General features: G+C 62.3%; 25 protein-coding genes. 12 read left to right on the top strand and 13 right to left on the bottom strand.

Annotated elements, in window-relative coordinates; all coding sequences use genetic code 11:
* Window positions 1-79 precede the first annotated feature (79 nt).
* Complete coding sequence (locus tag O7A61_RS03315; protein WP_337128324.1) at window positions 80-559, top strand: DUF3828 domain-containing protein; 480 nt, start codon at window positions 80-82, stop codon at window positions 557-559.
* Between the two features lie 4 nt (window positions 560-563).
* Window positions 564-1,172, top strand: coding sequence for a hypothetical protein (locus tag O7A61_RS03310; protein ID WP_337128323.1), 609 nt, complete (start codon window positions 564-566; stop codon window positions 1,170-1,172).
* An 8-nt stretch (window positions 1,173-1,180) separates the two neighbouring features.
* Here O7A61_RS03310 and queF read toward each other — a convergent pair whose 3' ends face one another.
* Window positions 1,181-1,642: a preQ(1) synthase gene (gene queF, locus O7A61_RS03305; protein WP_063171865.1), complete on the bottom strand. Its 462-nt coding sequence runs from the start codon at window positions 1,640-1,642 to the stop codon at window positions 1,181-1,183.
* Window positions 1,643-1,698: 56 nt separating this feature from the next.
* On the opposite strand from queF, the gene O7A61_RS03300 reads away from it, so the two are divergent.
* A complete protein-coding gene (locus O7A61_RS03300; protein ID WP_337128322.1) occupies window positions 1,699-3,744 on the top strand; it encodes an NADH:flavin oxidoreductase in 2,046 nt (681 codons plus the stop codon).
* A gap of 100 nt (window positions 3,745-3,844) precedes the next feature.
* On the opposite strand, the gene O7A61_RS03295 is transcribed toward O7A61_RS03300, so the two are convergent.
* Window positions 3,845-4,252 carry a hypothetical protein gene (locus O7A61_RS03295; RefSeq protein WP_337107416.1) on the bottom strand — a complete coding sequence of 136 codons (408 nt, stop codon included), beginning with the start codon at window positions 4,250-4,252 and terminating at the stop codon, window positions 3,845-3,847.
* A gap of 175 nt (window positions 4,253-4,427) precedes the next feature.
* Between O7A61_RS03295 and O7A61_RS03290 the strand changes: the two genes are divergently transcribed.
* Window positions 4,428-4,826 carry a MarR family winged helix-turn-helix transcriptional regulator gene (locus tag O7A61_RS03290; RefSeq protein ID WP_337107417.1) on the top strand — a complete coding sequence of 133 codons (399 nt, stop codon included), beginning with the start codon at window positions 4,428-4,430 and terminating at the stop codon, window positions 4,824-4,826.
* Between the two features lie 18 nt (window positions 4,827-4,844).
* Here the strand turns inward: O7A61_RS03290 and O7A61_RS03285 are convergent, their stop codons facing one another.
* The 3 genes from O7A61_RS03285 to O7A61_RS03275 all read right to left on the bottom strand — a co-directional run bounded on the left by O7A61_RS03285 (window position 4,845) and on the right by O7A61_RS03275 (window position 7,731).
* Complete coding sequence (locus tag O7A61_RS03285) at window positions 4,845-5,585, bottom strand: polysaccharide deacetylase family protein (RefSeq protein WP_337128321.1); 741 nt, start codon at window positions 5,583-5,585, stop codon at window positions 4,845-4,847.
* A 74-nt stretch (window positions 5,586-5,659) separates the two neighbouring features.
* On the bottom strand, window positions 5,660-7,363 hold the full coding sequence (locus O7A61_RS03280) for a putative bifunctional diguanylate cyclase/phosphodiesterase (protein ID WP_337128320.1): 1,704 nt from the start codon (window positions 7,361-7,363) through the stop codon (window positions 5,660-5,662).
* A 104-nt stretch (window positions 7,364-7,467) separates the two neighbouring features.
* Complete coding sequence (locus tag O7A61_RS03275) at window positions 7,468-7,731, bottom strand: hypothetical protein (RefSeq protein ID WP_337128319.1); 264 nt, start codon at window positions 7,729-7,731, stop codon at window positions 7,468-7,470.
* Window positions 7,732-8,040: 309 nt separating this feature from the next.
* On the opposite strand from O7A61_RS03275, the gene O7A61_RS03270 reads away from it, so the two are divergent.
* Window positions 8,041-9,228, top strand: a complete 1,188-nt coding sequence (locus O7A61_RS03270; protein ID WP_337128318.1) for a glycine C-acetyltransferase — start codon at window positions 8,041-8,043, stop codon at window positions 9,226-9,228.
* Between the two features lie 52 nt (window positions 9,229-9,280).
* Window positions 9,281-10,315, top strand: a complete 1,035-nt coding sequence (tdh, locus tag O7A61_RS03265) for an L-threonine 3-dehydrogenase (protein ID WP_337128317.1) — start codon at window positions 9,281-9,283, stop codon at window positions 10,313-10,315.
* 60 nt (window positions 10,316-10,375) lie between these two features.
* Here tdh and O7A61_RS03260 read toward each other — a convergent pair whose 3' ends face one another.
* Window positions 10,376-10,813, bottom strand: coding sequence for a MarR family winged helix-turn-helix transcriptional regulator (locus O7A61_RS03260; RefSeq protein WP_337128316.1), 438 nt, complete (start codon window positions 10,811-10,813; stop codon window positions 10,376-10,378).
* 86 nt (window positions 10,814-10,899) lie between these two features.
* Between O7A61_RS03260 and hmgA the strand changes: the two genes are divergently transcribed.
* The 4 genes from hmgA to O7A61_RS03240 all read left to right on the top strand — a co-directional run bounded on the left by hmgA (window position 10,900) and on the right by O7A61_RS03240 (window position 14,763).
* Window positions 10,900-12,213 carry a homogentisate 1,2-dioxygenase gene (gene hmgA / locus O7A61_RS03255; protein ID WP_337128315.1) on the top strand — a complete coding sequence of 438 codons (1,314 nt, stop codon included), beginning with the start codon at window positions 10,900-10,902 and terminating at the stop codon, window positions 12,211-12,213.
* A gap of 11 nt (window positions 12,214-12,224) precedes the next feature.
* Entirely contained in the window at window positions 12,225-13,079 is an 855-nt protein-coding gene (locus O7A61_RS03250; RefSeq protein ID WP_337128342.1) for an MBL fold metallo-hydrolase, read from the top strand.
* 112 nt (window positions 13,080-13,191) lie between these two features.
* Window positions 13,192-14,205 carry a fumarylacetoacetate hydrolase family protein gene (locus O7A61_RS03245; protein ID WP_337128314.1) on the top strand — a complete coding sequence of 338 codons (1,014 nt, stop codon included), beginning with the start codon at window positions 13,192-13,194 and terminating at the stop codon, window positions 14,203-14,205.
* Between the two features lie 15 nt (window positions 14,206-14,220).
* A complete protein-coding gene (locus O7A61_RS03240) occupies window positions 14,221-14,763 on the top strand; it encodes a DinB family protein (RefSeq protein WP_337128313.1) in 543 nt (180 codons plus the stop codon).
* 51 nt (window positions 14,764-14,814) lie between these two features.
* On the opposite strand, the gene hppD is transcribed toward O7A61_RS03240, so the two are convergent.
* Window positions 14,815-15,927: a 4-hydroxyphenylpyruvate dioxygenase gene (gene hppD, locus O7A61_RS03235; protein ID WP_337128312.1), complete on the bottom strand. Its 1,113-nt coding sequence runs from the start codon at window positions 15,925-15,927 to the stop codon at window positions 14,815-14,817.
* A 137-nt stretch (window positions 15,928-16,064) separates the two neighbouring features.
* Here hppD and O7A61_RS03230 point away from each other — a divergent pair, with 137 nt between their 5' ends.
* Window positions 16,065-16,532 (top strand): Lrp/AsnC family transcriptional regulator, encoded by a 468-nt coding sequence (locus O7A61_RS03230; protein ID WP_027054987.1) that lies wholly within the window; start codon window positions 16,065-16,067, stop codon window positions 16,530-16,532.
* Here O7A61_RS03230 and O7A61_RS03225 read toward each other — a convergent pair.
* From O7A61_RS03225 to aztA, 4 genes are all read right to left on the bottom strand, one after another.
* Window positions 16,529-16,867, bottom strand: coding sequence for a TIGR01244 family sulfur transferase (locus tag O7A61_RS03225; RefSeq protein WP_337128311.1), 339 nt, complete (start codon window positions 16,865-16,867; stop codon window positions 16,529-16,531). The two genes, O7A61_RS03230 and O7A61_RS03225, sit on opposite strands and share 4 nt — an antisense overlap.
* A gap of 150 nt (window positions 16,868-17,017) precedes the next feature.
* Window positions 17,018-17,959, bottom strand: a complete 942-nt coding sequence (gene aztC / locus O7A61_RS03220; protein ID WP_027143116.1) for a zinc ABC transporter substrate-binding protein AztC — start codon at window positions 17,957-17,959, stop codon at window positions 17,018-17,020.
* A 26-nt stretch (window positions 17,960-17,985) separates the two neighbouring features.
* Complete coding sequence (gene aztB / locus O7A61_RS03215) at window positions 17,986-18,861, bottom strand: zinc ABC transporter permease AztB (RefSeq protein WP_140714263.1); 876 nt, start codon at window positions 18,859-18,861, stop codon at window positions 17,986-17,988.
* Complete coding sequence (aztA, locus tag O7A61_RS03210) at window positions 18,861-19,673, bottom strand: zinc ABC transporter ATP-binding protein AztA (RefSeq protein WP_337128310.1); 813 nt, start codon at window positions 19,671-19,673, stop codon at window positions 18,861-18,863. The genes aztB and aztA overlap by 1 nt, the downstream gene beginning before the upstream one ends.
* Window positions 19,674-19,902: 229 nt before the next feature.
* Between aztA and O7A61_RS03205 the strand changes: the two genes are divergently transcribed.
* A complete protein-coding gene (locus O7A61_RS03205; protein ID WP_027143113.1) occupies window positions 19,903-20,247 on the top strand; it encodes a RidA family protein in 345 nt (114 codons plus the stop codon).
* A gap of 51 nt (window positions 20,248-20,298) precedes the next feature.
* Here O7A61_RS03205 and hutC read toward each other — a convergent pair whose 3' ends face one another.
* Window positions 20,299-21,039: a histidine utilization repressor gene (gene hutC / locus O7A61_RS03200; RefSeq protein WP_337128341.1), complete on the bottom strand. Its 741-nt coding sequence runs from the start codon at window positions 21,037-21,039 to the stop codon at window positions 20,299-20,301.
* A 2-nt stretch (window positions 21,040-21,041) separates the two neighbouring features.
* Window positions 21,042-22,406, bottom strand: a complete 1,365-nt coding sequence (locus O7A61_RS03195; protein WP_337128309.1) for a formimidoylglutamate deiminase — start codon at window positions 22,404-22,406, stop codon at window positions 21,042-21,044.
* Between the last annotated feature and the right edge of the window lie 16 nt (window positions 22,407-22,422).

Raw genomic sequence — 22,422 nt, 5'->3', positions numbered from 1 at the left:
CTTCATGAACCGCAAAAAAGCCGATATGCAGGATGCGTGGTATGGGTTGCTTCAAGCCATGAAAAGCCGGAGATTCTGCATGAGACCGACAGTGCTCCTTGCCGCCCTTTCGATAGCCTTGCCCGCCGCCGCCGTGGCCGGTCCGGCTTCCGACGCCGTGAAGTTCTTCTATGTCCCGCAGGTCAAGTTCGAGGCCGACGCACAATACCGCGATCGCTTCACCGAGCCGGTGACGAAACTGTTCGACCTCAACGACCAGGCGACCAAGAAGAATCCGGATCAGGTCGCCTGTATCGACTTCGACCCCGGCCTCGATGCGCAGGATTTCGACCAGAAGACCCTTTCCAGGACACTGAAGCTGTCCGAGACGGTGGATGGCGACACGGCGCAAGTGGTGGCGAACTTCAGTCTTTTTCCGGAAGGAGACGATGCGCAGCGCGAAATGCACTGGTCGTTGAAGAAGGTCGACGGCAAATGGAAGATATCGGACATTGCATCGAAGACCAGCGACTGGACGCTGAGCCAGCTCGAATGCATGGCGGGCCAAGATCCGGAGTGAAGCAATGGCCGGTCGCGCGCTCCTGTCATTGTCGGCCATGTGCCTGCTGGCGGCTGGCTTGAACGGCGCATCCGCACAGGGCCTGTTGGGCGCGCCGCCGGCAAATGCTCCGGCCGGGACCGCGCCTGATGACGGCCGGACACCGCCGGCAACCGCCCCTGGCGGAGTCGCGGGGCCGGCGATGCCACCTGTCGCCTGGCCGCCGAGCGAGCCTGCCGCCCCCATCCAGCCGGGATCGCCGACAGCGGTGGTGCGGCCGTTTTACGATCAGGTCGGCCTGGAGGTCGATCCGGCCCAGCGCGGCCATTTCACCGACCCGGCCAGAACCGTGCTCGACAAGAGCGATGCCTTGCGCAAATCCGGGCAGGGCGAGTGCCTGGACCCCAATATGGCGCTCGACAATGCGGACTACGACAAGGCCGAGATCGACAACAGCCTGAAGACGCTCGAAGCGATCAATGGCGATCAGGCCAAGGTCATCGTCGCCTTCGTCGTCGGCGGCAACCCGCACCGCCTCGAATGGAAGTTCAGGAAGGTCGGCGGCGAATGGAAGATATCGGACCTTTTGTCGGTGACCGGCGAATGGGCGCTCAGCCAGTACCAGTGCGAATGATGGCCGAACTAGCCGCGCCCGCGATAGGGGGCGACGCCGGTATCCGGCAGCCAGGCGCCTTCCGGCGGAGCGCCGGTCTGCCAGAACACGTCGATCGGAATGCCGCCGCGCGGATACCAATAGCCGCCTATGCGCAACCAGAGCGGCTTGGTCGCGGCCACGATGCGACGTCCGATCATCACCGTACAGTCTTCGTGGAAAGCGCCATGGTTGCGAAACGAGGTCATGAACAGCTTCAGCGACTTCGATTCCACCAGGGCGGCATCGGGTGCGTAGTCGATGACGATATGAGCGAAATCGGGCTGTCCGGTCACCGGGCAGAGCGAGGTGAATTCCGGGCAGGTGAAGCGCACGATCGCCGGCGGTCCGTCGCCGCGAGAAAACGGCACGGTTTCCAGGACCGCAGCTTCGGGGCTCTGTGGCGTCTCGACGTGCGTGCCGAGCTGGGTGAGGGTTTTGGTATCGATCATAAGCGGTTTCCTTGGATTTGCCGCTCATTAGCACAAATTAAAACGGCAGGAAGACGATGATCAACAACGACCCGCTTCTCCAACCTTACCAGCTCAAGCATTTGACGCTGAAGAATCGGGTGATGTCGACCAGCCACGAGCCGGCCTACTCGGAGGACGGCATGCCGAAGCAGCGCTATCGCCTCTACCATGCCGAAAAGGCCAAGGGCGGCATGGCGCTGACCATGACCGCAGGCTCGGCCATCGTTTCGCGCGACAGCCCGGCCGCCTTCGGCAATTTGCATGTCTATGACGACCGCATCGTGCCGTGGCTGGCCGAACTCGCTGACGCCTGCCACGAGCACGATTGCAAGGTGATGATCCAGATCACCCATCTTGGCCGTCGCACCGGCTGGAACAAGGCCGACTGGCTGCCGGTGCTGTCAGCCTCGCCGGTGCGCGAACCCGCGCATCGTGCTTTCCCCAAGACCATCGAGGAATGGGATATCGAGCGCATCGTCGCCGACTATGCATCGGCGGCCCAGCGCTGCCAGGCAGCCGGGCTCGACGGCATCGAGTTCGAATCCTACGGCCATCTGATGGACGGCTTCTGGTCGCCTGCCACCAATCATCGCGGTGACGAATATGGCGGTTCGCTCGACAATCGCCTGCGCTTCACCAACATGGTGCTTGATGCGGTGAGAGCGGCGGTCGGCGAGAAATTCGTCGTCGGCATCCGCATGGTCGCCGACGAGGATTTCGAGAAAGGCCTGTCGAAGGAGGAGGGCGTCGAGATCGCCAGGCGGCTGGCCGGCTCCGGCAAGATCGATTTCCTCAACATCATCCGTGGCTCGATCGAGACCGACGCGGCACTCACCAAGGTTATCCCGGTGACCGGCATGCGGTCTTCGCCGCATCTCGATTTCGCCGGCGAGGTGAGGGCGGCGACGAAGTTCCCGACCTTCCACGCGGCGCGCATTTCCGATGTCGCCACCGCGCGCCATGCGATCGCCACCGGCAAGCTCGACATGGTCGGCATGACCCGCGCCCACATCGCCGATCCGCACATCATCAGGAAGGTGATGGAGGACCGCGAGCACGAGATCCGTCCCTGTGTCGGCGCCACCTATTGTCTGGATCGCATCTACGAAGGCGGCGAGGCGCTGTGCGTCCACAATGCGGCGACCGGCCGCGAGGCGGATATCCCGCATATCATCGCCAAGACAGAAGGGCCTAAGCGGAAAGTCGTGGTCGTCGGCGCCGGCGCCGGCGGACTGGAGGCGGCGCGCGTCGCGGCCGAACGCGGCCATCAGGTCGTGATCCTGGAAGCATCATCACAAGCGGGTGGCCAGGTCCGTCTGGCGACCCAGAACCCACGCCGCAAGGAATTGATCGGCATCATCGACTGGCGTCTGGCCGAACTCGAACGGCTCGGTGTCGAGATCCGCTACGACACCTGGGCCGAGCAGGACGACGTCCTGGCCCTGGCGCCTGACGTGGTGGTCGTCGCCACCGGAGGCCTGCCGCAGAACCCGCCGCTGGCCTCCGGCGACAATCTCGTCACCTCGAGCTGGGACATCATGGCTGGCAGCGTCAAGCCGGCCGAGAATGTTCTTCTCTTTGACGATAATGGCGGCCATCAGGGCATGGGCGCGGCCGAACTGATTGCCAACAGCGGCTCGAAATTAGAACTGGTTTCGCCAGAGCGGTTCTTCGCCCCCGAAATGGGCGGCATGAACCATGTGCCGTACATGCGCGCCTTCCAGGAAAGGGGCGTCACCATCACCATCAACACACGCCTGCGCTCTGTGCGGCGCGAGGGCAATCAATTGGTCGCGGAACTCGCTTCGGATTTTGCCGATGGCTGGCGCGGGGAGCGCAGGGTCGACCAGGTGGTGGTCGAGCACGGCACGGCGCCGCTTGACGACCTCTATCTGTCGCTGAAGCCGCTGTCGAGGAATGGCGGCGCGATCGATTATGAGCGGCTGGTGAACGGCGGCGATATCTTCCCATCGCGCAATTCGGAAGGTGGCTTCGTCGTGTTCCGCATCGGCGATGCGGTCGCCTCGCGCAACATCCATGCCGCCATCTATGACGGCATAAGGTTCGGGATCAGGATTTGATCACGATCAGGTGGCGCGCAACGGCCTTTGCAAGGAGAGCCACCTGCCGCTCTGGTCCGTTGCGCGCCGCGCATGATCGGCTTTCACCGGCCGTGCGATTCTAAAACATCTTGGCGGTCGCCATGCAAAGCACGGTGATGACCAGCAGCCCGCCGGCGATGCGTTCGCCCCTGGTCATTTTCGCGCGCAGCTCCGTTTGGGTCGCGGCATCGGCGGCGGCAAGCTGCCTGCTGGCGGAGCCCACAAGCGCGCCTTGCACGCCAGCGGCGATCAGCGCCGTCAAAATGCCGAGCGCCAGTACCTTCTCCATCGAGCCGAAAGCACCCTCATGAAAGAAATACCAGAGCAGCAAACCGGTCAGGAAAGCCAAACCGGCAGCGCCCATTTGCGGCCGGAAGAACCGCTCTGCCCGGATGTCCGAATCCCGGGCAACCGCGATGGTCGTGCCGGCCCAGAAGACGCCGGCCATGACGTGCAGGCCGATGACGACGATATAAACATATTGCATGACCGCATTCCTCTCATTCGCCCGCCGCCTGCGCGCCGCAACCATGTCGCGATGCCATCAATAAGACAAAGTTAGATATCTAACGGTTAGATGTCAATCATGAAGCCGAGTTTCACGTTTCCATTGCTTGCTCTACTGTCAGATCATGACACCGTTTGAACGCCCGCCGGTCGGCATGAATCTCGGCCGCACCGCCAAGCTTGTTGCCCAGGCCTTCGACGCTGCCTTGGTTGAAGCGGGGGGGACCTTGCCGGTCTGGCTCACGCTGCTGTCGGTCAAGTCGAGCGAGCTTGCCAATCAGCGCGAACTTGCCGGCATGATCGGCATCCAGGGCGCGACGCTGACCCATCATCTCAATGCGATGGAGGTGCAGGGCCTGCTGACGCGGCGGCGCGACCCCGTCAACCGACGGGTTCACATGGTCGAATTGACCGCGGCGGGAGAAGCGCTGTTCGAGAGGTTGCGGCAAGCAGCGCTCGTCTTCGACAAGCGGCTTCGCACCGGACTATCCGACGAGCGTCTGGCTGAGTTTGCACAGGTGCTCGCGGCGTTGCGGGAGAATGTGGGGAGCTAGCAGTGCCGACCTGATGGCTCAGTCGTCATAGCTCTGGATTATTCCAAACGCATAGTGGCGCAGTTTCAATGCGGTGATCAGCTTGGTCAATTGCGTCTTGCCGTCAAAGCCGTCCTGAAACATCTCGTCGTGCATGAGCAGGATCAACTTGCCCGGTTTGGCGAAATGGCCATAGCCGAACAAATGATCGATCTCGCTGACCAGATGGTCGACGCTCTGGACCGGCTCGCCGCTATCCTTGTGCACCCACTCATGGTCCCAGCCATAGAGATAAAAGCCGGACGCCGCGACAAACTCATAGTCGGGATCCTCACGCCCGGCTTGCGCCTGTCCAAGCGAATTGTCGTTCTTCGACATCGAAGGCAGCCGGAACACATCGCGTCCCGGCAGGCGGGCGTGCACCGCCGGCTTCAGGCCCAATACGGCATTGGCCTTGAGCATGTCGGCAACCACGCCTTCCGTATCGCCATAGAAGTGCCGGTAGTGATTGTAGGCGTGACTGTAGCTGTGGTTGCCGATCGTCACCAGCGGCATCGCCTTGGCGCGCCGTACCAACGCCTTGTTGGACGAACTGGCTTCGGCATGCATGCCGACCATAAACAGCGTTGCCGGAACCTGCGCTGCCTCCAAGACGTCGAGGATGTTGCTTGTGCCGTTCAGCGGACCGTCGTCGAAGGTGAGATAGATGGTGCGATCCGCGCCATAGGCCGGCAACGCCGACATCAACATGGCTGCCAGGGCAAACCGAAGGAATGTCATGGGGCCGCTATCCCATTGCGATCAGGGCAGGCCGCCATTTCCGCGGCTGCTTGTCAAGGCTGGCCGGGCTCTACCTACGCCAGACTTCCCTGCAATACCGTCAGCCTGGCTTTCTTCGGCATGCGGGCGGTCAGCCATTCCAGCGCCTTGTCATGCGGCATTGGAAAAGCGATCGAATAGCCTTGCACCTGGTCGCAGCCGATTGCCATCAGCGAATCGAGTTCCGCCTCTGTTTCGGCGCCCTCGGCGACGATGGAGATGCCCAGCCCCCGGGCAAGCTCCGTGATGGCGCGCACGATCTTGGAGTTGTCTCCATTCTCGTGGATGTTCTGGACGAAGCGGCGGTCGATCTTTAGCCGGTCGATCTCGTTGGGATTGACGTGGCTGAGCGAAGCATAGCCGGTGCCGAAATCATCGAGTTCCAGATGCACGCCGGCCGCCCTGATGTGGCGCAGCTTCGCCGCGATGCCTGTCTTCTCGTCGTCGAGAATGACGGATTCGACGATTTCCAGCGACAGTTTCTGTGGCGGTAGTCCGGCCTTCTCCAACGTCTCGAACAGAAACGCATCGAAATCATGTTCGCGCAGCTCGGTGCCCGAGACATTGACGGCAAGCCGCCCGAAGGCAATCCCGGCACGGTTCCATTCAGCGGCCTCGTTGATCGCCTTGCTGATCACGATGCGACCGATCTCCGGCATGAAGCCGCATTTCTCAGCGACCGGAATGAACTCGCCCGGCGAGATCATGCCGCGCTCGGCATGGTTCCATCGCACGAGCGCTTCGATGCCGCTGATGGTGCCGTCGGTCAGCGAGACCTGCGGCTGGAAATAGACCTGGAACGCCTTTTCGGAAATGGCGACCTTGATGTCGTGTTCGAGCTGCTTCCGGTAGTCGAGCTCGCGGCGCAGTTCCTCTGAGAAGAACGAGAAGTTGCCGCCACCCATTTTTTTGGCGGAGTAAAGCGCCAGATCGGCATGGACGAGCAGGTCTTGCGCATTGTCGGCATCGATCGGATAGACGGCGATGCCGCCGCTGGCGCCCGGAAGGATGGTGGTGCCCTGGAATACGATGGGCTCATTGATGTGCACCAGGATGCGCCGTGCCAGCATGTTGATGTCCTCGGTGTTGCCGGCTCCGTTGAGGATCATCACGAATTCGTCGCCACCAAGCCGCGCGCACAGATCCGACGCCCGGCAGGAATCGCGCATGCGCTGTGCGGTCACCACCAGGACATAGTCGCCGGCGGCGTGGCCCAGCGTATCGTTGATCTGCTTGAAGCGGTCGAGGTCGAGCTGGACCACGGCCAGGCGTTCGCGCCGGCGATGCGCGCCCTTGATCAGCGTCTCGAAATGGTCGGTCAGGAAGGTGCGGTTGTGCAGGCCGGTGAGGCCGTCATGCACCGCGATGAAGGCCATCGAATTGCGCGCATCGACCAGTTCACGTGTCTTGCGCAGGATCGCGTTGGACATCGGCCTGAAGATGAACAGCGCCACCAGCAGGATGACACCGAGGGTGGCGTAGAACAGCGTGCGATGGAGGGTGAGCAGCTTCTCGGAGCGCTCGTCGGCATCCGCACTGATGCGCTGGCCGAGCGCGGCATAGCCCGACAGCGTGGCATTGGCGACCGAGGCATCGAGGTTGACTCGTTCGGCGCCGCCCTTGTAGCCCCCATTGTCGAGCTGGTTGAGTTGCGATTCAAAGGCCGAGACCAGCCGATCGCCATTGGCGATCAGGCCAACCGAGAAATAGTCGAGATGGAAGGGTTTGGCGAAAAGCACGCTCTCGATCGACTTCGGATCGAGCTTGGCAGGCGATTGCGGATCCGCGCCTGTCTGCTTGAGCAGCAGATCATAACTTGTCTCGAACTCAGCCGTGGCCTGCTTCAGCGCGCTGACCAGCGCTGGCTGCTTGTCGCGCGAGGCGGCGCCCGTTGCGCTGGCAAGGAAACGATGCGCTGCGACAACGTTTTTTGCGTGCCGACGATGTCGAGCAGCGTGTTGTTGTGCTGCTGCGTGGCCATCGTCTGCTGCAGCAGGACGAAGGAGGCCGCCACCATGGCGGCAATGATCAGCAGCGCCAGCCAGTAGCCAGCTTTGATCAGCAGTATGAGCTTGCCTGAAACGGTTTGCACCGGCTGCTGAGACATGTTTGGGGGCGGTCCTCTCGCCAACGGATTTCTGTATGAGCACCATTGAACTGCAAACGTTAACAGGACCGGAAGTCGACGGCCGGCCGGCAAGAGGGAGGCGCGGAGAAATCGCGAAATGGTTATCGGCTTCTTTCGCCGCAAGCCCGCTTTTGAGCATTCGTCAGTCCATGCGTTCCCGGGCCGTCACTTGGGCAACGTCCATTGCATCCCGGCTGATGCTGCCCGGCCACCTGATCCGGTCGCTTTTGCGATGGATTTTTTGCGCCGGCGGGACGACAGTCTGCCCACGTCAAACGAGGCCTGATCATGACCGCAGCATTTCTCTCCCATATCGACAGCGAGCTTGCAGGGCTGAAATCCGCCGGCCTTTACAAGTCCGAGCGGGTGATTTCCTCGATGCAGTCGGCCGAAATCGAGGTCGGCGGCGAGAAAGTATTGAATTTCTGCGCCAACAATTATCTCGGCCTTGCCGACAGCGCGGACCTGCGCGCGGCGGCCACGCAGGCGCTCGATCGCTACGGCTACGGCATGGCCTCGGTGCGCTTCATCTGCGGCACGCAGGAAGAGCACAAACAGCTCGAGGCGACAATTTCATCCTTCCTCGGCCTGGAAGACACCATCCTCTACGGCTCCTGCTTCGACGCCAATGGCGGCCTGTTCGAGACGTTGCTTGGCGAAGAGGATGCTGTTATCTCGGATGCGTTGAACCACGCCTCGATCATCGATGGTGTCAGGCTGTCGAAGGCCAAACGCTTCCGCTACGCCAATAACGACATGGCCGATCTCGAGGCGCGATTGCAGGAAGCGAAGGATTGCCGCTTCCGGCTGATCGCCACCGACGGCGTGTTTTCCATGGACGGCATCATCGCCAATCTCCGAGGTGTCTGCGATCTCGCCGAGAAATACGACGCGATGGTGATGGTCGACGACAGCCATGCAGTTGGTTTCGTCGGTGCAAACGGCCGCGGCTCGGCCGAACATTGCGGCGTCGAGGGCAGGGTGGACATTATCACCGGCACGCTCGGCAAGGCGCTCGGCGGCGCTTCCGGCGGATATACCTCTGGCAAAAGCCAGGTCGTCGACTGGCTGCGCCAGCGCTCGCGGCCCTATCTCTTTTCCAACACGCTGATGCCGGCGATCGCCGGCGCCTCGATCAAGGTGTTCGACCTGATCCGCAATGGTGATGCCTTGCGCGAGCGCCTATATGCCAATGCGGCGCGGTTCCGGTCCCAGATGGGTAAGCTTGGCTTCACGCTGGCAGGCGCCGATCATCCGATCATACCGGTGATGCTCGGTGATGCGACGCTGGCGCAGGAAATGGCCGCGCGCATGCTGAAGCGTGGCATCTATGTCATCGGCTTTTCGTTCCCGGTCGTGCCGAAAGGCCAGGCGCGCATCCGCACCCAAATGTCGGCGGCGCATTCCAGCGCTGATATCGACCGCGCGGTGGAGGCATTCGGTGCGGTCGGTAGGGAATTGGGCGTGATTTCCTGAACGGCCGGCGCCGAGAAGCGATTCCGGATCAAGAGATTCGAGGGACAAAAGAATGTCGAACATGATGAAGGCGCTGGTGAAGGCCAAGGCCGAGCCGGGCATCTGGATGGAAGAGGTGCCGGTGCCGGAGATCGGCCCCAACGACGTGTTGATCAAGGTCAAGAAGACGGCGATTTGCGGCACCGACGTGCATATCTACAATTGGGACCAGTGGGCGCAGAAGACCGTGCCGGTGCCGATGGTCACCGGCCATGAATTCGTCGGCACGGTCGCCGACTTTGGTGCTGCGGTTGCCGAATACAAGGTCGGCCAGCGCGTGTCGGGCGAGGGCCACATTGTCTGCGGCCACTGCCGCAACTGTCGTGCGGGCAGGGGGCATCTGTGCCGCAACACGCTCGGCGTCGGCGTCAACCGTCCTGGCGCCTTCGGCGAATATCTGGCGATCCCGCAGCACAATGTCGTGCCGATTCCCGACGATGTTCCGGACGAGATTGCCGCGATCTTTGACCCCTTGGGCAATGCCGTCCACACGGCGCTGTCCTTTGATCTGGTAGGCGAGGATGTGTTGGTCACCGGCGCTGGGCCGATCGGCATCATGGGCGCGCTGGTGGCGCAGTGCGTCGGCGCGCGCAAGGTCGTCATCACCGACATCAACCCGGTGCGGCTGGCGCTGGCGAAAAAGCTCGGCGTCCAGCATGTCGTCGATGCCTCGAAGGAAAAGCTGCGCGATGTCATGCCGGTGCTCGGCATGACCGAGGGATTCGACGTCGGTCTCGAAATGTCGGGCGCCGCGCCCGCCTTCCGCGACATGATCGACACCATGAACAATGGCGGCAAGATCGCCATCCTCGGCATAGCGCCGACCGGCTTCGAGATCGACTGGAACAAGGTCATCTTCAAGATGCTGCACTTGAAGGGCATCTATGGCCGCGAAATGTTCGAGACCTGGTACAAGATGATCGCCCTGGTGCAGGGCCCGCTCGATGTGACCGGCCTAATCACGCATCGCATCGGCGTCGATGATTTCCAGGTTGGGTTCGATGCGATGAGGAGCGGCAGTTCGGGCAAGGTGGTGATGGACTGGTGAGACGCGTCGACAGAGACGTGGAGTTCCTTCGCCCCCCTCTGTCCTGCCAGCCTATCAACTCTATTTTCCTTCCAACGCCATCTCCAGTGCCGCCATCCCGCTCATAATCGCCGCACGTTCGTCCACGCCAAACTTCGCCAGCAATTCCCTCTCAAACGCCTTCGCCAGCGGCACCATCTCGCGATAGGCCGCAAGCCCGGTCTTGGTCAGTGTCAGGTGCTCGACGCGGCGGTCGTTCTCGTCAGCCGTTCGCATCAGCCAGCGCCGCCGTTCCAACTCGGCCACGGCGCGCGAGACCTTGGTCTTGTGCATGGCCGACTGCTCGCCAAGTTCCGTCGCGGACATCGTGCCGCGCTGTCCCAATCCCGACAACGTGCGCCATTCGGGCCGGGTCAGGCCATGGCGGTCCTTATAGACCTTCGAGAATTCGCGGCTGACGGCATCGGCAAGACGGTAGAGCCGGTAGGGCAGGAAGCTTTCGAGTTCGAGAATGTCCATTGTCCGCACCCGGGAAAACGGAAGATTGATAGTTACATTTTCAATGGTTACAAATGAAACCAGTTTGGTCAATCCGGGAGGAAGCGATGGCCTTTTCCTACATGCCGGGCTTCGGCAACGACTTCGAGACCGAGACACTGCCTGGCTCGCTGCCGCAGGGGCGCAACTCGCCGCAGCGGCCGGCCTACGGCCTTTATGCCGAACAGCTCTCCGGTTCGCCCTTCACCGCGCCGCGCGGCACCAATGAGCGCTCCTGGCTCTATCGCATCCGGCCGAGCGTCAAGCATACGGGCCGGTTCAAAGCCGCCAGCTACCCCCTGTGGAAGACCGCCCCCAATGTCGGCGATCATGAGCTGGCGCTTGGCCAGTACCGCTGGAATCCGGTGCCGATGCCGAACGAACCGACCGATTTCATCCAGGGCATGCGCACCATCACCACGGCCGGTGACGTGCTCGGGCAGACCGGCATGGCCGCCCATGTCTATGTCGCCAACACATCGATGGTCGACGATCATTTGTTCAATGCCGATGGCGAGTTGCTGGTGGTGCCGCAGGTGGGCGGCTTGCGCTTCGTCACCGAAATGGGCGTCATTGAACTCAGGCCAGGTGAGATCGCGGTGCTGCCGCGCGGCCTCGTCTTCAAGGTCGAATTGGTCGACGCCGAAGTGCGCGGCTATGTCTGCGAGAATTACGGCGCCAAGCTGACGCTGCCCGATCGAGGACCGATCGGCGCCAATTGCCTGGCCAATCCGCGCGACTTCAAGACGCCTTGCGCCTGGTTCGAGGAGAAGGAGACGCCGTGCCGGCTGATCGTGAAATGGTGCGGCAATTTTCACGTCACAGAGATCGGCCATTCGCCGCTCGACGTGGTGGCGTGGCACGGCAACTACGCCCCCTACAAATATGATCTGGCGACCTTTTCGCCGGTCGGCGCGCTGCTGTTCGACCATCCCGACCCCTCGATCTTCACCGTGCTCACCGCGCCGAGCGGCGAGGAAGGGACCGCCAATATCGATTTCGTCATCTTCCCGCCGCGCTGGCTGGTGGCCGAGGATACGTTTCGGCCGCCCTGGTACCATCGCAACATCATGAGCGAGTTCATGGGGCTGATCCACGGCCAGTACGATGCCAAGGAGGAGGGCTTCGTCCCCGGCGGCATCAGCCTGCACAATTTGATGCTGGCCCATGGCCCGGATGCGCCTGGCTTCGAAAAAGCCTCGCGCGGCGACCTGAAACCGGTCAAGCTCGACAACACCATGGCTTTCATGTTCGAGACCCGCTTTCCGCAGATGCTCACCCGCTACGGCGCCGAACTCGAAACCCGGCAGGACAATTACATCGATTGCTGGGCCGACCTGAAGAAACGCTTCAACGGCACGCCCGAGGGCGACTGGTCTTGAGCGGCAAGCCAATACCGGATCGGCTGGTGCTGCTGGGCTCGAAAGGCGGTCCTGCGCTGCGGCCGGGCGGACCGTGGCCGAGTTCGTCGCTGCTCGAGATCGGCGGGCGATCAATCGTTGTCGATTGCGGGCTTGGCGTCACGCGCGGCCTGGTCGATGCCGGTGTCAGCCTGAAGGCGCTCGACTTGATCTTCATCACACACCTGCATTCCGACCATGTGCTGGAACTGGGTCCGCTGATCCACACCGCCTGGACGGCTGGCCTGGCGAGGCCGGTCACTGTGTTCGGCCCGCCTGGGGTCGGCCACCACTGGCGGCGCTTTTGTCAGTCAATGGAATTCGATATCGAGATCCGCATCGTCGATGAAGGCCGGCCCGACATTCGCGAATTGGTTTCTGTAGACGAATTCGGCGAGGGCCCTGTGGTCGAGCAACGCGGCCTGAAGGTGACGGCGCTGCGCGTCGACCACCCACCAGTGACCGACTGCTTTGCCCTGCGCTTCGAGCATGGCGCAAAAAGCGTGGTGTTCTCGGCCGACACGGCGTTCTTCCCGCCGCTCGCCGATTTCGCCGAAGGTGCCGATATCCTGGTCCATGAAGCCATGCTGGAAGAAGGCATCGAACGGCTGGTCGCCAGAACCGGCAATGGCGCGCGGCTCAGGGAACATCTGCTCGCCAGCCACAGCTTTGCCGAGGAGGCCGGTCGTATCGCCGGCGATGCCGGCGTGAAGCGGCTGGTGCTCAATCACCTCATTCCGGCCGACGATGCAGAGATCAGAGAGGCGGACTGGATCGACGCCGTCAGGAAAACATGGATCGGCGACTTGACGATCGCCCGGGACGGCCTTGTTGTGGAGCTAGCATGATCCCGAACCGAAGGACCGCGTCAGCGAAAAATGCGAACCGGTTTTCGGAAAAGATCATGCGTGAGACAAGAAATCAAAGCGGCGCCAAGGCCGCCTCAGGAGAGGGAACCGCATGAAGCTTGCCACGCTGAAGGATGGAACGCGCGACGGGAAACTCGTCGTGGTTTCGCGCGACCTGACGCAATACACCGACGCCTCGTTCCTAGCGCGCACGCTGCAGGCGGCACTCGACGACTGGCGCAGGATCTCGCCGCATCTCGCGACAATCGCGGAATCGCTGGAGAACAATGCGATGCCGGCAGCTCGCTTCCACGAACACGATGCGCATTCGCCGCTGCCGCGCGCCTATCAATGGGCCGACGGCTCCGCCTATGTGAACCATGTCGAACTGGTGCGGAAAGCGCGGGGCGTCGAAATGCCGGCGAGCTTCTGGACCGATCCGCTGATTTACCAGGGTGGCTCGGACTCCTTCGTAGCGCCGCGCGATCCGATCCGCATGGCGGATGAGGCCTTCGGCATCGACATGGAGGCCGAAATCGCCGTCATCGTCGATGACGTGCCGATGGGCGCCAGCCTCGATCAGGCACGCGCCGCGATCCGGCTGGTCATGCTGGTCAACGATGTCACGCTACGCGCGCTCACCGGGCCGGAACTCGCCAAGGGGTTCGGCTTCTTCCAATCGAAACCGTCCTCCGCCTTCTCTCCGGTCGCGGTGACGCCGGATGAGCTGGGCGACGCCTGGGATGGTGGCAAGGTCAACCTGCCGCTGCTCGCCGACATCAACAGCAAGCCGTTCGGCCGCGCCAATGCCGGTATCGATATGACCTTCGATTTCCCGGCCCTGATCGCTCACGCCGCCCGCACAAGGCCACTGGTATCAGGCACCATCATTGGTTCGGGTACGGTATCCAACAAACTCGACGGCGGCCCGGGCAAGCCAGTCTCGGCGGGCGGCGCCGGCTATTCCTGCATCGCCGAACTGCGCATGATCGAGACCATTGAAGGGGGCGAGCCCAAGACGCCGTTCCTGCGCTTCGGCGATACGGTGCGCATCGAGATGAAGTCGAAGACCGGAGCCTCGATCTTCGGCGCCATCGAGCAGACGGTGGAGAAATACGAGCGGTGAGCGCAAGGAGGCAGAATGACCCTGCTCGAGCATCTTCGCCGCATGGCGCGCAACAATTTGTGGTCGAACGGCCGGCTCTATCGCGCCGTGCTTGCGCTGAAGCCCGGCGAGTTCGAAGCCGAACGCACCAGCTTTTTTCCGTCGATCAAGGAGACGCTTAACCACATCCTCGCGGTCGACCATCTCTACCTCGATTTTCTCGAAGAAGGCGGCGTCGGTGCCGCTGCCTACCATGACTTCGTGCCTTTCGATGCTGCGCCGGAGCTTTGCGTGGCTCAGCTTGCGGCCGACCGGCGGCTGATCGCCTTCTGCGACGGCCTGTCGGAGACCGATCTCGATCGCAGCGTCATCACCGACCGGCGCGAGGACGGCATGATCCCAGAACGCATTGGCGATATCCTGGCGCACGTCTTCCTGCACGACATCCATCATCGCGGCCAGGTCCATGCGATGCTCTCGGGTACCTCGGTCGCGCCGCCCCAGTTGGACGAGTTCCTGCTCGATTATGATATGAAGCTGAGGGAGAAAGAGGTCGGGCGGCTGGGGCTCAAAATCTGATCTTGCGCATGGCCCGTGGAAGGGCCACGCACAATCCGCCCGACCTGAAGCCTATTCCGCAGCCTGGACCTTGATCACGCCGCGCTTGATCTGATCCTGCTCGATCGATTCGAACAGCGCGCGGAAATTGCCTTCGCCAAAGCCTTCGTCGCCCTTGCGCTGGATGAACTCGAAAAAGATCGGCCCGATAACGGTCTTCGAGAAGATTTGCAGAAGGATCTTGGTCGTGCCGCCATCGACCACGCCTTCGCCGTCGATCAGGATGCCGTGCTTCTTCATCCGCTCGATCGGCTCGTCATGGCCGTTCACGCGGTCATACGACATGTCGTAATAAGTCTCGGGTGGGCCGGGCATGAATTTCAGCCCGTTTTCGGCGAGCTTGTCGGTGGCGGCGTAGATGTCGTCCGTGCCGACAGCGACGTGCTGGATGCCTTCGCCATTGTACTTCTTCAGGTATTCGGCGATCTGGCTGGTCTCGTCCTTGGACTCATTCAATGGAATGCGGATCTTGCGGCAGGGCGAGGTGATGGCGCGGCTGACCAGGCCGGTGATCCTGCCGTCGATGTCGAAGAAATGGATCTGCTTGAAACCGAACAGATTGCGATAGAAGTCCCACCATTTGTCCATCTGGCCGCGATAGACATTGTGGGTCAGGTGGTCGAGGTAATAGAAGCCGACGCCCTGCGGTCGCGGGTCGCGTTCGCCCAGCCATTCGAACTCGGCATCATAGGCCGAGCCCTTCTTGCCATAGGCCTCGATGAAATAGAGCAGCGAACCGCCAATGCCTGATATGGCCGGCACGTCGAGCGCCTTGTCGTCGCCTTCATAAGGCGTGGCGCCCTTCGACACCGCATGCTCGAAGGCATGTTTGGCATCAACCACCCGCCAGGCCATCGAGGCCGCGCAAGGGCCATGCTTGTCGGCGAACTTCATCGCGTGCGAGCCGGGCTCGGCATTGACGACATAGTTGATGTCGCCTTGGCGCCAGACGGTGATGTCCTTCGTGCGATGCCTGGCTACCGCCACATAACCCATGCGGGTGAACAGTTCGGCTAGCTTCTTGGGCTCCGGATGCGCGAATTCGACGAACTCAAAACCATCGGTGCCGGCAGGGTTGTCCTTGCTGATCGTGGCGGGCGGGGCGTCGTGTGGGAAGGGACCCATGATAATTCCTCCGGAAGCTGCTTGGCCTAAAAGGCCATCCAACACCATCATAGCGCGGGGCCTGTGCATGGTGCTTGCATTCAAACGCTTGAAATGGTGATGTCATGCGTGAAGCATGCATGATGTGAGAAAAAACCATGGATGAAACGCGCATTGACCAATTTGACCGCAAGATAATGGCGCTCTTGCAGGGCGACGCGCGGCTCACCAACAACGACCTTTCCGAAAGGGTGAACCTGTCGGCATCGCAATGCTCGCGCCGCCGGCAGCGGCTGGAGGAGGACGGCTATATCAAGGGCTATCGCGCCGTGCTCGACCGCGACAGGCTCGGCTTCTCGCTGGTCAATGTCATCTCGGTGACGCTGGCCACCCACAACCGCGACAATGCGCGGCGCTTCGGTGAATTGGTGGCGCGCCTGCCGGAAGTGCAGGAGGCGCATGCGCTGACCGGCGAGATGGATTACATCCTGAAGGTGGTGACGCCCGATCTCAAATCATTGTCCGAATTCGTCAACGGCGTGCTTCTGCCGCATGAATCCGTGCAGCATGTGAAGACCGCGATCGTGCTGGAGACGCTGAAGGAAACCGGGGCGCTGCCGATCTAACCCTTCGACTGCTGTATCGCCAGGAACAGATTGGTGCAGCGCGCGCCGGACCGGCAATAAGCAAACACCGGGCCTTGGAGCTCGTCGAGCGCCTCTGCCTGGTCCTTGACATTCTCGGCGGTCATCTGGCCGCTGATCACCGGGATGTAGCGGAAGGCGAGGCCAGCGGCTTCGACCGTTGCCTTGAGCGTGTCCGCCGAAGGTTGGCCGGGCTGCTCATCGTCCGGCCGGTTGCAGATCACGCTCTTGAAGCCGGCTTCCTTGATGGTGGCGACATCTTCGGGCTGGATCTGACCCGAGACCGAATAGTCCTCGCTGATCTGGCGATATTCCATGGCTCATGTCCTCGCAATCTGGTTTGACGGCAGTCTTGCCATTGCCCGGTGGGCACGGCAATCCGCATCGACGGAATTCTCTGCCAAATAGACATGGCGCGCCAGAAAATCCAACCAGGCCGATACGGCCCGGTTGGGTGCGGATCAAATTCAGCTGCCTAGAATGGCACCTTTGATCTGACGAATGTTGTTGTGCATCATGTCGATATAGGTCGAGCCCGGGCCGTCGGGCTGCGACAGCGCGTCCGAGTAGAGCGTGCCGCCGACCTTGATACCGGTCTCGCTGGCGATCTGCTCGATCAGGCGCGGGTTGGTGATGTTCTCGACGAAGATGGCCGCGGCCTTGTCCTGCTTCACCTGCTCGACCAGCTTGGAGACATCGGCGGCCGACGGTTCGGAATCGGTCGAGATGCCTTGCGGAGCGAGGAAGGTCAGGCCGTATTCATGTTCGAAATAGCCGAAGGCGTCGTGCGAGGTGATGACGACGCGCTTTGCTTCGGGGATCGACTGGATCGCCGCCTTCACTTCGCCTTCCAGCGCATCGAGCTTCTTGGTGTAGGCGGCGGCATTGGTCTGGTAGCTGACACAGCCGTCGCTGTCGGCCGCGCAAAAGGCTTCGGCGATGTTCTTCACATAAATCTTGGCATTGGCGATCGACTGGAAGGCGTGCGGATCGGTGACCGTCTTGCCGCCGCCGGTGCCGGCACCCTCGGCCGCATCGGCGTCGGCGAATTCAGGTTTGAAGTCGATCGGCGTCACGCCCTTGGTCAAGGTGACAATGGAGGCCTTGGTGGCGCTGGCATCGACTAGGCGCTGCAGGAAACCTTCGAAGTGCAGGCCGTTGACCAGCACGATATCGGCCTTGGCCATGGCCACCGCGTCGGCAGGGCTCGGCTCGTAGACATGGGCGTCGCCGTCTGGGCCGACGATCGTGGTGATCGCGATGCGGTCGCCGCCGACATTCTTGGCGAAATCCGCAATGACTGTGAAGCTGGCGACCACTTTCAGCGGCGCGGCGAAAGCCGATGACGCGCTAAAGGCGGCAAATGTTATAACGCTCATCGTCAGGGCGGCACGGATCGATTTGAGCATAAGCGGGTCTCCTTTAGGGCGGGGGATCAGGCCGTTCTGTGACGGTGATGGATGATGCGGGCGCGCAGGATGCCGCGCGTGCCAAACAGGATCGAGGCGAAATAGACGACGCCGGCCGACAGGATGATGGCAGGGCCGGATGGCAGCGACGCATGATAGGACAAGAGCAGTCCGGCGATGCAGGAGGCAAAACCGATCAGTACGGCCAGCACGCACATCGGTTCGACGCGCGTCGTCCAGAAGCGCGCGGCTGCCGCCGGCAGCATCATCAATCCGACGGAAAGCAAGGTTCCGAGCGCCTGGAAGCCGCCGACGAGGTTGAGCACGACGAGACCGAGGAAGATGAAATGCACCGGGCTGCCCATGCGGCTGACCGAACGCAGGAACAGCGGGTCGAGGCATTCGGCCACCAGCGCCCGCCAGAAGATGGCAAGGCTGACCAGCGTCACCGCGACGATGCCGCCAATCAGCGTCAAAGCCTCGTTGTTGAGCGCCAGCACCGTGCCGAACAGCACATGCATGAGGTCGACGCTGGAGCCGCGGATCGACACCATCAGCACGCCGATGGCGAGCGAAATCAGGTAGAAGGCCGCCATCGAGGCGTCCTCGCGCTGGATGGTGAAGCGCGACACGGCACCGGCGCCGAGCGCCACGATGATGCCGGCGATCAGGCCGCCAATGGTCATCGGCAGGATTTCCAGCCCGTAGAACAGGAAACCCGCGGCCGCACCCGGCAGGATGGCATGCGCCATCGCGTCGCCCGACAGGCTCATGCGCCGCAGCATCAGGAAGACGCCGATCGGGCAGGCGCCGAGCGACAGCATCAGCGAGCCGAACAGCGCCCGCTGCATGAAGCCGAAATCGGCGAAAGGGGCGATGAAAAGACTGTAGAGCGCATCCATCAGGCAGCCCTCGGTCCGGCGCCGTGGTGATGATCGTGGTCGTGGCCATGATGGTCATGGTCGTGGTCATGAGCGTGCTCGTCAGGCTCGCACCAGGGCGCGTTCTCTTCCCAGGCTTCGTGGAAGCGGCGCGCGCGCAGCAGGTTCTCCGGTTTCAGCGTCTCCCGGGTCTCGCCCCAGGCAACCGGCTGACGGGCAAGCAGCAGTGTTTCGGGAAAATTCTGGCGCACCAGATCGAGATCATGGACCACCACCATGATGGTGCGCTCTTCGCCGTGCCAACGCTTGATCAAGGCAATGAGGTCACCGACCGTCTTGGCGTCGACGGCGTTGAACGGTTCGTCGAGCAGGATCAGGTCGGCATCCTGCAACAGCACGCGGGCAAACAGCGTGCGCTGCAACTGGCCACCCGACAGCGTGTCGATCGGCCGCTTCTCGAAGCCGCCGAGGCCGACGGCCATCAAAGCCTGGCTGACGGCCTCACGATCTTCCCCGGTATAGCGGCCAAGCATGCCGCGCTTCGGCCACAGGCCGAGCGAGACCAGATCGACAACGCGGGCGGGAAAGGAGCGATCGAGTTCCGATTGCTGCGGCAGGTAGGCCGCCCGCACGCCCGGCGCGCGAATGACCTCGCCTGCCATCGGCTTCAGCACCCCGACAATACCCTTCATCAGCGTCGACTTGCCGGAGCCGTTGGCCCCAACCACGGCCGTCAGCGAGCCCTTGCGGATCGCGCCATCGAGGTGATGGATCGCGGGATGGCTGTTGTAGCCTAACGTCAGGTCACGGAATGTCAGGCAGGTCTGGGTCATATCGTTCCGTGGGAAACCAAATCCGGCTAAGGTGCGGCCGTTTGGATATGTGATGTTATTACATTAGTCAACAAGCCAATCCGGCGGAATTGCGTCGCGGTGCTCAACTCGCCGTGTAGGCGCCTGGCCCTGGATGGAGCAATTGGCTCAAGCGGTTTCGGTTCAGCCGGCCTTGCCCGAAGCGGACGGCGACTCTAAAGAGGCGCGACCACAACGGAAGGAACTCGCAATGAGCATTCGTCGCATCGATGTTGGCCCGCGCATGAGCCAGATCGTCATCCACGGCAACACCGTCTACCTGGCCGGCCAGGTCGGCGAACCCGGCGGCAACGTCGCCGCGCAGACCCGCGATATTCTGGCGACCATCGACGAATTGCTGGCCAAGGCCGGCACCGACAAGACCAAGATCGTCCAGGCGATCATCTGGCTGGCCGACATGGGCACCTTCGCCGAGATGAATACCGAATGGGACAAGTGGGTGCCGCAGGGCCACACGCCGGCCCGCGCCACCGGCGAAGCAAAGCTCGCCGGCCCGGAATATCTGGTCGAGATTATTATCACCGCGGCGCTGTAAAGGCGCGACGCCAGAACTGCCGATCTCCCCCCACGACGAGGGGGAGATCACTCACCCCTGCGACGGCGTGAACCTTGCCACCAGCGTATGGCTTTCCGCCGGATAGATGAAGCGCACGTGGGTGACCGGGTGCTCGGCACTCCAGGTGCGGCGTTCGACCACCAGGCAAGGTGCCCCGGGATCGATGTCGAGCGCATCGGCAATGGCTTCGTCAGCGCTCATGGCGCGTATCCGATGCTCGGCCTCGCTCCACGGCACGCGGTCGATCAGCCAAGGCCCGGCAGCGATTTCCAGAAACTCTTCGTCCCCGGCTTCCGAAACCGCCGAAAGATTGATCAGACGTTGCTCGAGCGCGAATGGCCGTTCGCCGGCAAAATGAAGACCTTCGAGCCACAGCACTGGACCTGCGGCGTACAGTTCGAGCAACGTCCTGTCCTCCCCATTGCTGCGCCGTTTCAGGCGTTCCAGCCGCTTGTAGCGATAGGGCAGGCCGAGCGCCTCGACTTCGATCCTGATGTCGTGAAGTTCCAGCACGGCTGCCTGCGATTGCGGCTGGCGGACAAAGCTGCCCGACCGGCGGCGGCGTTCGATCAAACCTGCCTTGGCCAACTGGGACAGAGCCTTGTTCACCGTCATGCGTGAGCATTTGTATTCGGCCGTCAGCTCATGTTCGAACGGGATACGGTGGCCGGGCACCCAGGTGCCGGAAAGAATTCTTTCCCGGATATCGGAAAGGATGCGCTGATGCAGCGAGACGGTCTCGCTGTCGTCTATCTCCGTCGGTTCAGCCATGCTCATCTGGGTGGACCCTCGGAAAGCGCTATCATCACGCCGCGAAACCGTTCGGCGATGGCCTCGCGCTTGGCATGTCTGCCATCGCTGACCTGTTTCTTGCCATGCACCCAGACACAATCGACCTTGCTGCCATTGGCGAAAATCCAGGCGTCGAGGATCGCATCGCCGGTTTTGCCGGCCAGCGAGGGGTTGCCGGCGTCGAGCGAGACGAGATCGGCGGATGCATCAGGCGCGATTTGCGATGCGCCGGCGCCAAGCGCGACGCTGCCGCCGTCGAGCGCTGCGTCGTACAGCGCGCGGCCGGTCGAGCCGCCAGCCACGGCCAGCACATTGCGGGCGCGGTGCGCGAGGCGCTGCGAATATTCGAGCTGTCGCAATTCGTCGGGCAGGCCGATCAGCACGTTGGAATCGGAGCCGACGCCGAAGCGGCCGCCATGCTCCCTGAACAAAGGCGCGGCAAAGGTGCCGTCGCCGAGATTGGCCTCCGTGATCGGGCAAAGGCCGGCAATGGCGCCGCTCCTGGCCATGCCGATGGTTTCAGCATCGGTCATGTGGGTGGCATGGATCAGGCACCAGCGCTGGTCGACATCGGCAGCCCCAAGCAGAAATTCGACCGGACGCGCGCCGGACCAGGCAAGGCAGTCTTCGACTTCTTTCACCTGCTCGGCGACATGGATGTGGATCGGCCCGTTTGGCGCCATAGCCGCAACCGCCGTGAGTTCCTCAGGCGTCGCGGCCCGCAAACTGTGCGGGGCAACGCCGACAATCGCTTGATTCAAAGAGCGAACAGATTCCCGGCTTTTCTCAACAAGCCGGGCGAACCGATTCACATCGTTGATGAATCGGCGCTGGCTTTCGTTTGGCGCGGCACCACCGAAGGAGGAATGTGCGTAAAACACCGGCAGCAGCGTCAGGCCGATCCCCGTTTCGCCGGCCGCGGCAGCGATGCGCTCGGCCATCTCGGCCGGGTTGGCATAGGGTTGTCCATCACGGTCATGGTGCAGATAATGAAATTCGCCGACGCGCGAAAAACCGGCCTCCAGCATTTCCACGTAGAGCTGCGCCGCCACCGCCTCGACCTGGTTCGGAGTCATCGACAGCGCGAAGCGGTACATCACCTCGCGCCAGCTCCAGAAACTGTCGGCGGAGGGCCCGCGCACCTCGGCGAGCCCTGCCATGCCGCGCTGGAAGGCGTGGCTGTGCAGATTGGCCATGCCGGGAAGGAGAATGGCATGGCGTTCGTCACCAGGCGACGCGGTGCTCCCAGGCTCTACGGCCGCAATGCGCCCATTGGCGAAAGTGATCCGCACATTGTCGTGCCAGCCGTTGGGAAGAAGCGCCTGTTCCGCAAAGATATCGGTCACTTTTCTCTCCGCTTCC

This window comes from Mesorhizobium sp. Cs1321R2N1 (genome assembly GCF_037179725.1).
Lineage (GTDB): Bacteria > Pseudomonadota > Alphaproteobacteria > Rhizobiales > Rhizobiaceae > Mesorhizobium > Mesorhizobium salmacidum.
The sequence above is the reverse complement of the archived record's forward strand: the minus strand, read 5'-3'. Positions and strand labels throughout refer to the sequence as shown.